Here is a 13,319-nt window from a genome sequence, read left to right on the forward strand (position 1 = left end):
GGGATGAACGCGATGAAACGCTTCGATTCCTTTCTGCCGCTGATCGGCGTGGTCGGGCTGATCGCGGTCTGGTCACTCACCGTCCAGTTCAAGCTGGTCGATCCTGTGCTGCTGCCCGGGCCGATGGAGACATTCCGCGCGCTATGGAAAGGCATGACCGGCGGCGCGCTGGGCGTGGACTTCGCCAAGACGGTGTGGCGGACCGTCATCTCGACGGCGATCGCGACAGTGATCGCCATTCCGCTCGGCATCATGCTCGGCTCCTGGGAACGGCTCTACCGCTCGGTCGAGTTCGTCATCGACTTCTTCCGCTCGACGCCGGCCTCCGCCATGTTCCCGCTGTTCCTGGTGCTGTTCGGAGTCGGCGACAAGACAAAAATTTCAGTCGCGGCTTTCGGCGCGGTGCTGGTGATCCTGTTCAACGTCGCCTACGGCGTGATGAATGCGCGCAAGACCCGCCTCCTGGCGGCCAAGGTGATGGGTGCGTCGCGGGTCGGCGTGCTGGTCGATGTCATGCTGCTGGAATCGCTGCCACAGACCTTCGTGGGCTTGCGCAACGGCGTGTCGCTGGCACTGGTCATCATCGTGGTCGCCGAAATGTTCATCGGCTCGCAGGACGGCCTCGGCCACAGCGTGTTCGAGGCCCAGCAGCTTTTCAACATGCCGGAAATGTATGCCGCGATCTTTGCCGCGGGTGCGCTCGGTTACGGGCTCAACCTCGTGTTCCTGCTCATCGAACGCTATTTCGTCCATTGGTCGGGGAAGTAGAGGCGCCAAGATCACCAGCGACGCCGCACACAAACGCCGCAAGCGACGTCGGCGGACGGACCAGAAGCCAGCGCAGCACATTCGAATTTCCGGCGAGTCCATGGCGCTCGTAGTAGCGGAACATGCTGATCAATGTGTCACGCTCCGCCGTCGCCATGCCGCCGGCGCCCGCCCGTGCGTCCCACGCCTTGACCGACTCGGCCTCGGCGCGAACCGTCCGCCCCAGTGCTTCACTCAGAACCTCAGCGACGTCCGTCTGGTTCAAGGGCGCGGTGCCGACAAGCTCATAGGTCGCGTTCTCATGCCCCGGCTCGGTCAGCACCCGCGCGGCAACTTCGGCCACATCGGAGAGATCGACGAGGCTGATACGGCTGGTGACGGGATAGGGGACCCGAAGAATCCCCTCCTCCACAATGCTGCGCCAGCCGGCAAGCAGGTTCTGCATGTAGGCGGTCGGCTGCAGGATCGTGACATCGAGTTCCGCCGCGAACAGCAGGTCCTCGACCCGCATCTTGGTCCAGTGATGCGACATGGCTTCGATCTGCGGATGCAGCACGGAGTGAAAAACGAACCGCCTGGTGCCAGCAGCCCGGGCCGCCGCAATGGCATTGCGGCCGAACAGGATTTCGTCGGGGCTGACATTGGGACAGATATGGTAAATCGCCCGGGTTCCTTCCGCCGCACGGCGCAAGACATCAGGATCCGCCATCGAACCGACCAAGGTCTCGCGAGCGCCAAGCCGAATCATCGCCTCGGTGCTCTCGGCGCGATGAACCAGGGCACGGACATCATGGTGCCGCGCGACCAATGCCTGCGTCACCGCCCTGCCCGTCTTGCCGCTCGCGCCTGTGATCAGGATCATGGATCAGCCGTCGATGGAATTGGAAAACGCCGCAGGCCTCACGAGGGTTCCCGCGCCCTGGTCAGGTCCCACAGTTTGCTCGGGCTGAGCGGAATTTCAAGAATTTCGATCTTTCGGGCCCTCAGCCCCAGGGCATCCTCGATTGCCTGAGCGAACAGCGGCCCCACCGGAATGGCGCCGGCCTCGCCGGCGCCCTTGATGCCGAGCGGATTGAGCGGCGACGCCGTCACCGTGTGGTCCAGCTCCATGCGCGGCACATCAAGAGCCGTGGGCAGCAGATAGTCGGCGAGCGAAGCGTTCAACAACTGTCCCTCGTCGTCGAAGACCAGTTGTTCGTAGAACGCATTGCCGATGCCCTGCGCCACGCCGCCATGAATCTGGCCCGCGAGAATCAGCGGGTTGATGACGGTGCCGCAATCATGCACCACGACATATTTCCGGATTTCAAGATCGAAGGTTTCGGGGTCGACCTCGACGATCATTGCATGGACGCCGCTGGCGGTCGCACCGCGCGGCGGCCCGAAATACTGGGTGGCCTCGAGCCCGGGCTCGGTGCCGGGCCGCACTGCGCCGCGCATCGGATTGGCTTTCATAGCCAGCTCCCCAAGACGGATGGAGCGCCCCGGCACACCGACGATGGAGACCTCCCCGTTCTCCAACACCAGATCGGTTTCAGCACATTCGAAATGCTCGGATGCGAGCCGCAGGATTTTCTCGCGCACCACCTTGGCGGCTTCGTTGACAGCGTTGCCCGCGACCACGGCGCCGCGGCTGGCGAAGGTGCCGGCGCCCCAGTGGAAGCGATCGGTATCGCCGGTGACGATGTCGACGTCGCGCACGTCGACGCCGACCTGATCGGCCACGATTTGCGCGAAAGATGTGAAATGCCCCTGCCCCTGGGTGCCGATCCCAGTGGCGACGCTGACCTTGCCGTTGGCCTGCACCTGGACGCGCGCGCCCTCGTAAGGGCCGATGCCGGTGCCCTCCACGTAGCAGGCAATGCCGATCCCGACATGACGGCCTTCGGCGCGCAAGCGCAGTTGCTCATCATCGATAAAATCCCGATAACCGATCGCGTCCAGCGCCTTGGTGAGGATTGGCTGGTAATTGCCGCTGTCGTATTCCAGCGGCGCGAAGTCCTGGTAGATGATCTCATTGTTGTAGGGGAACGCATCGGGCGGAATGAAGTTGCGGCGGCGGATCTCGGCACGGTCGAGGCCGAGTTCGTGCGCGGCGATGTCGAGCAGCCGCTCGATCACGAACACGCCGTGCTGCCGGCCGGCGCCACGATACGGCGTCACGATCGGCAGCGTGGTGAACACCGCCGTGAACGTACTGTCGTAGCTCGGCACCACATAGGGACCAAGCAGCGTGCACTGGCTGTTCAGCGGCACCGTCAGCCCGTAGGGATCATAGGCCCCGGTATCGAACAGGAATTCATCCTTGATCCCGAGGATGCGGCCATCGCCATCGAGTGCGATCTCCGCATCGTGGATCTGGCTGCGCTCATGGGTGGTCGCGACGAAATGCTCGAGCCGGTCCTCGATCCACTTCACCGGCCGCTGCAGCTCGATCGCGGCCCACGGCACCACCACTTCCTCGGGATAGAACAGCATCATTTTTGGACCGAAGCCGCCACCGACAAAAGGTGCGATCACCCGGACCTGTCGTTCGCTCAAGCCGAGCATGCCGGCCAGGCCGTTGCGGATGAACACCGGCCCCTGGGTGGTGTCCCAGACGGTTAGTTGACCCGCACGCCCATCCCACTGGGCGACGACGCCGCGGGTTTCCATCGGTGACGACGCACCGTGGTCATAGGTAAAGCGGCGGCGGATGATATGGCTGGCGCGCTTAGCGGCCGCGGCATAATCACCCTTGGTCTGCCGCGCTCGCGCGGCGACGTTTGAGCGCAAGTCGTCGTGCACCAGCACGGATTGCGCACCCAATGCCTTCTCCATATCGACCACCGCCGGCAGCGGCTCGAGGTCGACCTCGATATCGGCGAGCGCGTCTTCGGCGATGTAGCGGCTCTCGGCGATCACGATCGCCAAGGGCTCGCCGACATGGCGGACCTTGTCCCGGGCGAGTGGCACCTGGCTACGCTGGTTGAATACGATGCCGGGGATCGGCGGCGGCGGCACCAGCAAAGGTCCCGGCTGCCAGTAATCGCCGAGATCCCCTGCGGTATAGACCGCGATGACGCCCGCACGGCGGCGCGCCGCTTCGACGTCGATGCGCTTGATGCGCGCGTGCGCCACCTGGCTGCGCAGGAAGGCCGCATGCAGCATCCCCGGCAATTCGACGTCATCGACGAACAGGGCCTGCCCGGTGAGCAGCCGCTGATCCTCGTTGCGTTTGACCGGAGCGCCGAAGTAACGCGTCGTCATGCCGGCCCCTCCGCCGGCTTCGCGGCCAGCAGCATCGCATCGACGATGTGCTGGTAACCGGTGCAACGACAGAGGTTACCCGAGAGGGCTTCCCGAATCTCCGCTTCGCCGGGCGACGGATATTCATCGAGGAAAGCCTTCATGGTCATCAGGATGCCCGGCGTGCAGTACCCACATTGCAGTCCGTGGCATTCCTTCATCGCCGCCTGAAGCGGGTGCAGCGTCTCCGGATCCGGCGCCAACCCTTCCACGGTCATCACCTCGCGGCCGTTGGCCTGGACGGCGAGCATCAGGCAGGAGCGGATTGCCTCACCGTCGACCAGGATCGTACAGGCGCCGCAAACGCCGTGCTCGCAGCCGACATGGGTCCCGGCGAGCAACAGTTCGTGCCGGATGAAGTCGCTGAGCAGCATGCGCGCCTCAACTCGCCGTTCATAGCGCCGGCCATTTACCGTGACGGCGACGTCATGCTGGTCGAAGCTCATTGCGCGCCGATCCTCTCCACGGAGGCCGGCGTCATGCGCGCACGCTCGATCGCTATGTTGAGCGCGCGTCGCGTCAGCACCCCGGCAAGATGCCGCTGATAGTCCTTGCTCGCATGAATGCTGCCGAACGGGTCGACCTCGCGGGCGGCCTCCTCAGCCGCGGCCGCGATATCGTTCTCACCCACGCGGCCTCCAATCAAAATCGAGGCGGCCGCGGCAGCCAACACCGGCCCATCGCCGGCGCCGCAATAGGCCAGCCGGGCGGCAGCGCAGCTGCCATCATCCGCCAGCGTCAGGGTGGCGGCGATCCCCATGATGGCGAAATCCCCGCGTCGCCGCGCAATCTCCATGAATGCCGTGCCGCAGCGCGGCGCGGTCGCCGGCAACTCGACCTCGACCAGCATCTCGTGGGCTTCGAGCGCCGTGCACAGCGCCCCGACAAAGAACATGCGGGCATCGATCCACCGCTCACCGGCGCTGGACCGCACCCGCATCCGAGCCCCCGACGCGAGCATGATCGCCGGCAGCTCGGAAGCTGGGTCGGCATGGGACAGATTGCCACCGATGGTCCCGCGGTTGCGGACCTGCGGATGCGCGATATGCGGCAGCGCTTCGGCGATCAGTGGCGCATGCTGCGCGATGCCTGGATTGCGCTGCAGCACACGATAACGCGTCAACGCGCCAACGCTCACTTTGCCGTCTCGAACCGACACGCCATCGCAGTCCGCAACGGTGTTAATGTCGATTAGAACCGCCGGCTGGGCCAGGCGAAAATTCAGCGCCGGCACCAGGCTCTGGCCGCCGGCAAGAAAGCAGGCGTCGCTGCCATGCTCGACCTTCAGCGCCACGGCCTCCTCGACCGAATGAGCGACGATGTATTTGAACGGGGCCGGCTTCATGATGCCATGACGAGGTTCAGACCATATCCACCGGCTGCGTGTCGGCAGGGAGAGTATGCGAACGATGACCGCCGCCTGTCAAAAGCGATCAGCCAATTCCGTTATCGGAAAATCAGATGGCGACATTCCGACAATCTATCAGGCCCATACTTATAATTGTGTCGTTCTTGAATAAACTGTGGCTGCGCAATCCGCATCGCGGCCGGCCAGTATGCGGGCGTTGGGACGCTACTTCGACGACGAACGTTGCAACGGAAGCGCAATCGGTGAGCGAACGTCGAAGGCGAGCGAGACGGACTTTGGCAGGGCAAACGATGTCGCTTCGGTCGAGCTTATTACCTGCAGTTAACGTGGACGGCGAGGTCAATCGACTGGACGCCGGCTCCGATCCATCGCAAAATCCGATCGTGCCCGATCGTAGCCCCGCCGTCGCCATTCAAAACACCTCGCTCGTGTTCGAGACATCGGACGGCAGGGTCGACGCGCTGTCAAACGTCGATCTGCAGATCGCGCAAGGTGATTTCGTCTCGCTGATCGGCCCGTCCGGATGCGGCAAGACCACGCTGCTACGGATCATCGCCGATCTGGAACGTCCGACCTCCGGAACGGTGCGGGTCAATGGCATGTCCGCCGAACAGGCCCGGCAACAGCGCGCCTACGGTTATGTCTTCCAGGCCCCGGCACTGTATCCCTGGCGCACCATCGAGCGCAATCTGATGCTGCCGCTGGAGATCATGGGATACTCGGCCGCCGAGCGCAGGGAACGCGCGCAACGCTATCTCGCGCTGGTCAATCTGTCGGGCTTCGAGCGCAAGTTTCCCTGGCAGCTGTCCGGCGGCATGCAGCAGCGCGCGTCGATCGCAAGGGCGCTGTCGTTCGACCCGGCGTTGCTGCTGATGGACGAACCGTTCGGAGCGCTCGACGAAATCGTCCGCGATCATCTCAACGAGCAGTTGCTGCAGCTCTGGTCCAAAACCGGCAAGACGGTAGTCTTCGTCACCCATTCAATCCCGGAAGCCGTGTTCCTGTCGACCAAGATCGTGGTGATGTCGCCGCGCCCGGGACGAATCATCGACACCATCGACTGCAATTTTCCACGCGATCGGTCGCTCGACATTCGAGAAACGCCGGAGTTCTTGTCGATCGCCCACCGGGTCCGCATGGGCCTTCGCTCGGGGCACGCCTATGACGAGTAGTGCCGTTACCCTGCCCCGCCCATTGCCGCGCAGTCGTCAATGGCTGATCGACCGCGTGGCGCCGGTGCTGGTGGTGGTCGGTGCATTGCTGGTGATCTGGTACGTCGCGGCGATGCTGATGAACGCGACGATGGTGCGGGATAGCTTCGAGCGCGAGGAAACGCCTTACGGAATCGCCGACCTGATTGCCGGCACGCTGAGCGGAGAACGGCCGGTGTTGCCGGCACCGCACCAGATCGTCGCCAGTTTCGTCGATTCCGTCGTGAACTATCCGCCGGATTCGCCGCGCAGCCTGATCTATCACAGCGCGGTCACGCTATCGGCGACGCTGCTCGGCTTCCTGCTCGGAAGCCTGTTCGGGATCGTGCTGGCGGTGCTGATCATCCATCTGCGCACCCTGGAGAAAAGCCTGCTGCCGTGGATCATCTGCTCCCAGATGGTGCCGATCCTGGCGGTTGCCCCCATTGTCATCGTCGTGCTCGGCTCGATCGGGATTCGCGGGTTGCTGCCGAAATCAATCATCTCGGCATATCTGTGCTTCTTTCCCGTCGCCATCGGCATGGTGAAGGGATTGACCTCACCCGATCCGATGCAGCACGACCTGATGCGCACATGGTCGGCGACGCGCACCGAGACATTCTGGAAGCTGCGTTGGCCGTCCGCCGTTCCATTCCTGTTCGCCAGCCTGAAGGTTGCCATCACGATTTCGCTGATCGGGGCCATTGTCGGCGAACTCCCCACCGGCGTGCAGGCGGGAATCGGGGCCCGGCTGCTGGCCGGCTCCTATTACGGGCAGACCGTCCAGATGTGGGCCGCGCTGCTCGCGGCCTCGCTGCTCGCGTCGAACCTGGTGTGGTTGGTGAGCCTCACCGAGCGTCGCGTGGCCCGCATCATGGGAGTGCGGACATGACCGCCCGATGGCAGCGAACGATCGCCGGCCTCGCCGCCCTGGCATTGCTTGCGGCGATCCTGCTGCCCCTGTCGAGCGACGGTCCGGAAAACCGTTTGCCCGCGAATTCGGCCTTGCTGACACTGACCTTCAGCGCTGCGCTGCTGTTCCTGTGCGCTGGATGGATGACATCGCCCGCGGCAATCGGGCTTGGTCTCGCCGGCGTCCTGCTCGGTTGCGGCGAGGCTCTGTTGCTGCTGGGCAAACCCGGCATCGCCGGACAGGCGGGCCCCGCCTTCTGGGCGCTGGTGATCGGCACCTGGCTTGCGGCCGGGCTGTGCGTCACCCGCCTCGCGGCAATCAAGCCGACCCGCCCGGCGGCGCGGCGTGCCCTCGATCTTCTGGTGCCGCTCCTGTTTGGCGCCTTCGTGCTCTATCTGTGGGAGGTGGCCGTCCGCGGCTTCGGCGTGCCGGCGGTCCTGATGCCGGCGCCGAGCGCGATCATGGCGCGCCTTGCGGGCTCACTCCCGGTGCTCGGCGAAGACTTCATCCAGACTTTCGTCCGCGGCGTCCTGACCGGATACGCGATCGGCTGCAGCGCTGGCCTTATCGTCGCCATTCTCGCTCATCGTTTCGCCTTTCTCGGCCGCGGCCTGCTGCCGCTCGGCAACTTCATCTCGGCGCTACCGATCGTCGGCATCGCGCCGATCATGGTGATGTGGTTCGGTTTCGACTGGCCCTCGAAAGCCGCCGTCGTGGCCGTGATCACGTTCTTTCCAATGCTGGTGAATGCACTGGCCGGCCTCTCCGCCGCGGGAGCGATCGAGCGCGACCTGATGCGCTCCTACGGTTCGACCTACCGCCAGACGCTCACCCGGCTGTATCTGCCCGCAGCGATGCCCTTCATCTTCAATGCCATGAAGATCAATTCGACGCTGGCGCTGATCGGCGCGATCGTCGCTGAGTTTTTCGGTACGCCGACGCGCGGCATGGGCTTCCGCATTTCCATCGAAGTCGCACGCATGTCGCTCGACATGGTGTGGGCCGAAATCACGCTGGCGGCACTGGCCGGTATGGCATTCTACGGGGTCGTCGCGCTGGTCGAGCGGGCGACGACCTTCTGGCACCCATCTTACCGTACCTGATTTGCTACCGTACCTGATTTGGTCATCCACTGGAGGACGTCGACATGAGAACGAGATTGGGGATCGCTTCGAGCATAACACTCGGCCTGGCGCTGATGACGACCGCGCACGCGGCCGACAAGGTCACGCTGCAATTGAAATGGGTCACACAGGCACAGTTCGCCGGCTACTACGTGGCCAAAGAGAAGGGCTACTATAAAGAAGCCGGCCTCGACGTCACCATCAACCCCGGCGGGCCGGACGTCGCACCACCCCAGGTCATTGCCGGCGGCGGCGCCGACGTGGTCATCGACTGGATGCCGTCGGCGCTGGCGTCGCGCGAAAAGGGTGTTCCGCTGGTCAATATCTCGCAGCCCTTCAAGAAGTCCGGGCTGCAGCTGACCTGCCGTGCCGACACCAACATCAAGGCCCCGACCGATTTGAAAGGCAAAACGGTCGGCGTCTGGTTCGGCGGCAACGAGTATCCATTCCTGTCCTGGATGTCGAAACTCAACATCAAGACCGATGGTTCAGCTGGCGGTGTGAAGGTTCTCAAGCAGGGATTCAATGTCGATCCGCTGCTGCAGAAGCAGGCCGAATGCGTCTCGACCATGACCTACAACGAATACTGGCAGGTCATCGACGGCGGCTACAAGCCGAGCCAGCTCGTCATCTTCAAGTACGCCGACGAAGGCGTCGGCACGCTCGAGGACGGTCTGTACGTCATCGAAAGCAAGCTCAAGGATCCGGCATTCGTCGCCAAGATGGCCAGGTTCGTCAAAGCGTCGATGAAGGGCTGGGATTTTGCCCGCAAGAATCCGGACGACGCGGCGAAAATCGTTCTCGCGGCGGATACCACCGGCGCACAGACCGAAAAGCATCAGAAGCGCATGATGGGCGAGATCGCCAAGCTGCTCGACACCGGCGATGGCAAGCTCGACCCCAAGGACTACGAACGGACCGTCGCCACGCTGCTGACCGGCGGATCGGATCCGGTGATCACCAAGGCTCCCACCGGCGCGTGGAGCCACGCCGTCTACGACGCAATCAAGTGACGGTCCGGCATGAATCCCTCCCGCGACGGGAGCGGATACCGCTGCACTGGAGCGAACGCAAAAGCGATACGGCGGCAAAACGCCGTATCGCCCGCGCCACCAGCGCAGACACCCCATAGGCTCTCATGCCATGCAGCGTGTCAGGGCCAAAGGTCTCTATGTCATAGCCTCACGCCGTGGACAGCTTCCGAATCCATGGGCCTGGGAGATCCGCCGGAAGGGACAACCAATGGGCGCTCGGTTGTGGGCCGGCTATTTCCGCTCCGAGCAGGCCGCTATCAAGGCCGGACAGGACGCGCTCCGGGAATTGCTGTCGCAGTGGTGTGATGCCACCGATAACGGCTTGCCGGACAACGACGACACACCTCACAAATAGATCGCTGTCGAATCAAGCGATCGCCAGCTGACCGGCTGATATCGTCAGGGCGCACAGCGCCCCATAAGCCGCGGCCTCGTCCCAATGATTGAGCGTGGTTGCGAGCGGTGTTTCACGCTGCAGCAGTGCACCCGCGACACATATCGTTGCCGACATCAGGGACAGGACGGCGAACCCCTGGGCGAAGCCGGCATTGCCGAGGCTGGCAAACACACCGAGGATCGCGAGCCGCAGACCAAATCGCACCATCACATGGGTGGACCTGATCTCATTCGAGATGTGGGGGAACTGGGCCATTGCAATCGATGACTTCGGTAGCTGGTGATCGCCTGACGTCGCGGCGCTCAACTCACATGAAATTGTCGCAGCAGACCAGGTCTTCGCGCCGCGCGGCAATGCGGGGCACCCAGTGGGTGTGGGCGTTCTCCACGGGCTCGCTTTGCCGGGCGGCTTCGACCACGGCGGTGAGAATCGCAGCCGCGCAATCGGGATGGCTGGTCTCGATCGCCTGATCCAGCCATTCCGGCAATTCACGCTGGCGCGACAACGCGCAGTGCCACAGCCCCTCATCATAGGTGAGGCGGCGCAGTTTCCATTGTGGCAGTTCACTGGCGATCAGCGCCAGCGCCGCATCGAGCGGAGCGCCCGCCGCCACAAGAGTCTTGATCCGCGCCGACGTCGAGCGGTCCGGCGCCGAGGATCGTCCACAAACCATCTCCGCAACGGAAGCGAGGAGATCCACGGTGAGTGTTTCACTCGCGCGCAATTGATCCAGGACACCGGCCAATCGCTCGGTGCGATCGACATGAAATGAGGCGTGCATGGACATGGCGAACTCCTCTTCGGCAGAGCGATCGACAAGCCGCGATCACACCCAACAAGGTGAGCAAATCGCCGTTCGAAAACGAGAGGAGTGCGAGGACGATAATATAATGATTTCATAAACGCCCTCCGGTGATCAGGCGCAGCGCCTCGCCGATGGCGCCGCCGTCGCATCACGTCACTCCGCGGCCTCCGACTTTATGCGGATGCCGCCCCGACGGTCCGCCTACATAGAATTTCAGATGTTCGATCGATAGGAAAACTATAGGTTTTGCAGTTGCTTGCGGCGGCCAAACGGCCGGCCTGCAGGCAGTCCCGATCCGCGTCTTTATGGGATTCCTATAATGTTGCGGTTCCTCCCATCTCGAAAACCTATGTCGCCGCTGCCATTCCAGTCATGGCGCGCGAACTGTCGGCAATCGGCATTCGTTTTGCGCTGAGAACAAGACCCGACGGGGCTTGATCCCTTCGGCTTTTCCGAGCGGGACCACGCTTCATCACATGAGAAAGCACGAGCCGCAACCGGCGGTGATCGCGCTGAAGGAGCATTCCATGTTGGACGTCATCATGCTGGCCCTTGGTCTGGGCTTTTTCATGCTGTCGATCGGCTACGCCTACGCCTGCGACCGGCTCTGAGGAGAACGACCATGATTTTCGATTACACCCTCGCCGGCATCGTCTCCGCCGGACTGCTGTTCTACCTGACCTACGCTCTGCTGCGGCCCGAGCGGTTCTGAAAGGCACACGACCATGACCTTAATCGGCTGGATTCAGATTTTGCTCTATTGCGCTGTTGTCGTCGCGCTGGTGAAGCCGCTCGGCGCCTACATGACGCGCGTGTTCAATGGCGAGCGCACATTCCTGTCGCCGGTCCTGCGCCCAGTCGAGGCCGGGCTGTACTGGATCGGCGGTGTCGACGAAAAACGCGAGCAGCACTGGCTGACTTACACCGTCGCCATGCTGCTGTTCCACGTAGGCGGCTTCATCATTCTTTACGCCGTGATGCGCCTGCAGGCGGGGCTGCCGTTCAATCCGGCGGAGCAGTCGGCGGTGGCGCCGGACCTGTCGTTCAACACCGCCATCAGCTTCATCACCAATACCAACTGGCAGAACTATGGCGGCGAGAGCACCCTCTCCTATCTCACGCAGATGCTCGGCCTGACGCACCAGAACTTCCTGTCGGCGGCGACCGGCATCGCGCTGGCGGTTGCACTGATCCGCGGCTTCTCCCGCTCCTCGATGCGCACCATCGGAAATTTCTGGGTCGACGTGACGCGTTGCACGCTCTATGTGCTGCTGCCGATCTGCATCGTCTACACCTTGTTCCTGGTGTGGCAGGGCATGCCGCAGACCCTGGGCGCTTATGTCGATGCAACCACGCTGGAAGGCGCCAAGCAGACCATCGCAGTGGGTCCTGTGGCCTCGCAGGTGGCCATCAAGATGCTGGGCACCAATGGCGGCGGCTTCTTCAATGCCAACGCCTCCCATCCGTTCGAAAATCCGACCGCGCTGTCGAACTTCGTGCAAATGATCTCCATTTTCACACTCGGCGCGGCGCTCACCAACGTATTCGGCCGCATGGTCGGCAACCAGCGCCAGGGCTGGGCCATCCTCGCCGTGATGGGCGTGCTGTTCATCGTCGGTGTGGGCGTGACTTACTGGGCTGAAGCCTCCGGCACCACTGGCCTGAACGCCCTCGGCCTCACAGGCGGCAACATGGAGGGCAAGGAAGTCCGTTTCGGCATCGTCGCCTCCTCGATGTTCGCCGTGATCACCACCGCCGCTTCCTGCGGCGCGGTCAACGCCATGCACGATTCCTTCACCGCGCTCGGCGGCATGATCCCGCTGATCAACATGCAGCTCGGTGAACTCATCATCGGCGGCGTCGGCGCCGGCCTCTACGGCATGCTGCTGTTCGTGGTGCTGGCGATCTTCGTGGCCGGCTTGATGGTCGGACGCACGCCGGAGTATGTCGGCAAGAAGATCGAGGCGCGTGAGGTCAAGATGGCGATGCTGGCCATCCTGGTGCTGCCGCTGATGTATCTGGGCTGGACCGCCGTCGCGGTGGTGCTGCCCTCGGCGGTGGCGTCGATGGCCAACGCCGGACCGCACGGCTTCACCGAGGTGCTCTATGCCTTCACCTCGGCGACCGGCAACAACGGCTCGGCCTTCGGCGGCCTCAGCGGCAACACGATGTTCTACAACCTGACGCTTGCCACATCGATGTTTGTCGGCCGCTTCTTCATGATCGTGCCGGCCATGGCGCTGGCGGGATCGCTGGCCCAGAAAAAACTGGTGCCGCCATCTGCCGGCACCCTGCCGACCACAGGCGGACTGTTCGTCGGCCTTGTCATCGGCGTCATCCTCATCATCGGTGGTCTCACCTTCTTCCCGGCGCTCGCGCTCGGGCCGATCGTCGAACACCTCGCAATGAACGCCAACATCCTGTTCTGATC

General features: G+C 63.4%; 15 protein-coding genes. 9 read left to right on the top strand and 6 right to left on the bottom strand.

The window, feature by feature from the left end; genetic code table 11:
• The first annotated feature begins 3 nt into the window (after positions 1-3).
• Positions 4-768, top strand: coding sequence for an ABC transporter permease (locus RS897_RS39975; protein ID WP_315834154.1), 765 nt, complete (start codon positions 4-6; stop codon positions 766-768).
• On the opposite strand, the gene RS897_RS39980 is transcribed toward RS897_RS39975, so the two are convergent.
• From RS897_RS39980 to RS897_RS39995, 4 genes are read right to left on the bottom strand one after another with little or no spacing between them, the layout of a single operon-like run.
• Entirely contained in the window at positions 731-1,630 is a 900-nt protein-coding gene (locus RS897_RS39980; protein WP_315834155.1) for an SDR family oxidoreductase, read from the bottom strand. The two genes, RS897_RS39975 and RS897_RS39980, sit on opposite strands and share 38 nt — an antisense overlap.
• Positions 1,631-1,668: 38 nt before the next feature.
• The gene (locus tag RS897_RS39985) at positions 1,669-4,017 is read right to left on the bottom strand and encodes a molybdopterin cofactor-binding domain-containing protein (RefSeq protein ID WP_315834156.1); all 2,349 of its coding nucleotides are present in this window, start codon (positions 4,015-4,017) and stop codon (positions 1,669-1,671) included.
• Positions 4,014-4,502 (bottom strand): (2Fe-2S)-binding protein, encoded by a 489-nt coding sequence (locus RS897_RS39990; protein ID WP_315834157.1) that lies wholly within the window; start codon positions 4,500-4,502, stop codon positions 4,014-4,016. The genes RS897_RS39985 and RS897_RS39990 overlap by 4 nt, the downstream gene beginning before the upstream one ends.
• Positions 4,499-5,401 carry an FAD binding domain-containing protein gene (locus tag RS897_RS39995; RefSeq protein WP_315834158.1) on the bottom strand — a complete coding sequence of 301 codons (903 nt, stop codon included), beginning with the start codon at positions 5,399-5,401 and terminating at the stop codon, positions 4,499-4,501. The genes RS897_RS39990 and RS897_RS39995 overlap by 4 nt, the downstream gene beginning before the upstream one ends.
• Before the next feature lie 407 nt (positions 5,402-5,808).
• Between RS897_RS39995 and RS897_RS40000 the strand changes: the two genes are divergently transcribed.
• The 5 genes from RS897_RS40000 to RS897_RS40020 all read left to right on the top strand — a co-directional run bounded on the left by RS897_RS40000 (position 5,809) and on the right by RS897_RS40020 (position 10,041).
• Positions 5,809-6,597, top strand: coding sequence for an ABC transporter ATP-binding protein (locus RS897_RS40000; RefSeq protein ID WP_407654598.1), 789 nt, complete (start codon positions 5,809-5,811; stop codon positions 6,595-6,597).
• A complete protein-coding gene (locus RS897_RS40005) occupies positions 6,587-7,507 on the top strand; it encodes an ABC transporter permease (protein WP_315834159.1) in 921 nt (306 codons plus the stop codon). The genes RS897_RS40000 and RS897_RS40005 overlap by 11 nt, the downstream gene beginning before the upstream one ends.
• Complete coding sequence (locus RS897_RS40010) at positions 7,504-8,631, top strand: ABC transporter permease (RefSeq protein WP_315834160.1); 1,128 nt, start codon at positions 7,504-7,506, stop codon at positions 8,629-8,631. The genes RS897_RS40005 and RS897_RS40010 overlap by 4 nt, the downstream gene beginning before the upstream one ends.
• Positions 8,632-8,675: 44 nt before the next feature.
• Positions 8,676-9,665, top strand: a complete 990-nt coding sequence (locus tag RS897_RS40015) for an ABC transporter substrate-binding protein (protein WP_315834161.1) — start codon at positions 8,676-8,678, stop codon at positions 9,663-9,665.
• Positions 9,666-9,894: 229 nt separating this feature from the next.
• A complete protein-coding gene (locus RS897_RS40020) occupies positions 9,895-10,041 on the top strand; it encodes a hypothetical protein (RefSeq protein WP_315834162.1) in 147 nt (48 codons plus the stop codon).
• A gap of 12 nt (positions 10,042-10,053) precedes the next feature.
• Here the strand turns inward: RS897_RS40020 and RS897_RS40025 are convergent, their stop codons facing one another.
• Together RS897_RS40025 and RS897_RS40030 are read right to left on the bottom strand one after the other, a co-directional pair.
• Positions 10,054-10,338 (bottom strand): hypothetical protein, encoded by a 285-nt coding sequence (locus RS897_RS40025; RefSeq protein WP_315834163.1) that lies wholly within the window; start codon positions 10,336-10,338, stop codon positions 10,054-10,056.
• A gap of 52 nt (positions 10,339-10,390) precedes the next feature.
• Entirely contained in the window at positions 10,391-10,870 is a 480-nt protein-coding gene (locus tag RS897_RS40030; RefSeq protein ID WP_315834164.1) for a hypothetical protein, read from the bottom strand.
• A gap of 494 nt (positions 10,871-11,364) precedes the next feature.
• On the opposite strand from RS897_RS40030, the gene RS897_RS40035 reads away from it, so the two are divergent.
• The 3 genes from RS897_RS40035 to kdpA are packed head-to-tail and all read left to right on the top strand — an operon-like array spanning position 11,365 to position 13,317.
• Positions 11,365-11,499 carry a hypothetical protein gene (locus RS897_RS40035; protein WP_315834165.1) on the top strand — a complete coding sequence of 45 codons (135 nt, stop codon included), beginning with the start codon at positions 11,365-11,367 and terminating at the stop codon, positions 11,497-11,499.
• Between the two features lie 11 nt (positions 11,500-11,510).
• Positions 11,511-11,600 (top strand): K(+)-transporting ATPase subunit F, encoded by a 90-nt coding sequence (locus RS897_RS40040; protein WP_315834166.1) that lies wholly within the window; start codon positions 11,511-11,513, stop codon positions 11,598-11,600.
• Between the two features lie 13 nt (positions 11,601-11,613).
• Entirely contained in the window at positions 11,614-13,317 is a 1,704-nt protein-coding gene (kdpA, locus tag RS897_RS40045) for a potassium-transporting ATPase subunit KdpA (RefSeq protein ID WP_315834167.1), read from the top strand.
• Positions 13,318-13,319 lie beyond the last annotated feature (2 nt).

Origin of the sequence: Bradyrhizobium prioriisuperbiae (assembly GCF_032397745.1) — a bacterium.
GTDB classification, from domain to species: domain Bacteria; phylum Pseudomonadota; class Alphaproteobacteria; order Rhizobiales; family Xanthobacteraceae; genus Bradyrhizobium_A; species Bradyrhizobium_A prioriisuperbiae.

Bases quoted from the DNA above. Each gene is read 5' to 3' on its own strand.
- RS897_RS40025 (WP_315834163.1), bottom strand. From the start codon at position 10,338: ATGGCCCAGTTCCCCCACATCTCGAATGAGATCAGGTCCACCCATGTG.
- RS897_RS40005 (WP_315834159.1), top strand. From the start codon at position 6,587: ATGACGAGTAGTGCCGTTACCCTGCCCCGCCCATTGCCGCGCAGTCGT.
- RS897_RS39990 (WP_315834157.1), bottom strand. From the start codon at position 4,502: ATGAGCTTCGACCAGCATGACGTCGCCGTCACGGTAAATGGCCGGCGC.
- RS897_RS39985 (WP_315834156.1), bottom strand. From the start codon at position 4,017: ATGACGACGCGTTACTTCGGCGCTCCGGTCAAACGCAACGAGGATCAG.
- RS897_RS40030 (WP_315834164.1), bottom strand. From the start codon at position 10,870: ATGTCCATGCACGCCTCATTTCATGTCGATCGCACCGAGCGATTGGCC.
- RS897_RS40015 (WP_315834161.1), top strand. From the start codon at position 8,676: ATGAGAACGAGATTGGGGATCGCTTCGAGCATAACACTCGGCCTGGCG.
- RS897_RS39975 (WP_315834154.1), top strand. From the start codon at position 4: ATGAACGCGATGAAACGCTTCGATTCCTTTCTGCCGCTGATCGGCGTG.
- RS897_RS39980 (WP_315834155.1), bottom strand. From the start codon at position 1,630: ATGATCCTGATCACAGGCGCGAGCGGCAAGACGGGCAGGGCGGTGACG.
- RS897_RS39995 (WP_315834158.1), bottom strand. From the start codon at position 5,401: ATGAAGCCGGCCCCGTTCAAATACATCGTCGCTCATTCGGTCGAGGAG.
- RS897_RS40035 (WP_315834165.1), top strand. From the start codon at position 11,365: ATGAGAAAGCACGAGCCGCAACCGGCGGTGATCGCGCTGAAGGAGCAT.
- RS897_RS40020 (WP_315834162.1), top strand. From the start codon at position 9,895: ATGGGCGCTCGGTTGTGGGCCGGCTATTTCCGCTCCGAGCAGGCCGCT.
- kdpA (WP_315834167.1), top strand. From the start codon at position 11,614: ATGACCTTAATCGGCTGGATTCAGATTTTGCTCTATTGCGCTGTTGTC.
- RS897_RS40010 (WP_315834160.1), top strand. From the start codon at position 7,504: ATGACCGCCCGATGGCAGCGAACGATCGCCGGCCTCGCCGCCCTGGCA.
- RS897_RS40040 (WP_315834166.1), top strand. From the start codon at position 11,511: ATGATTTTCGATTACACCCTCGCCGGCATCGTCTCCGCCGGACTGCTG.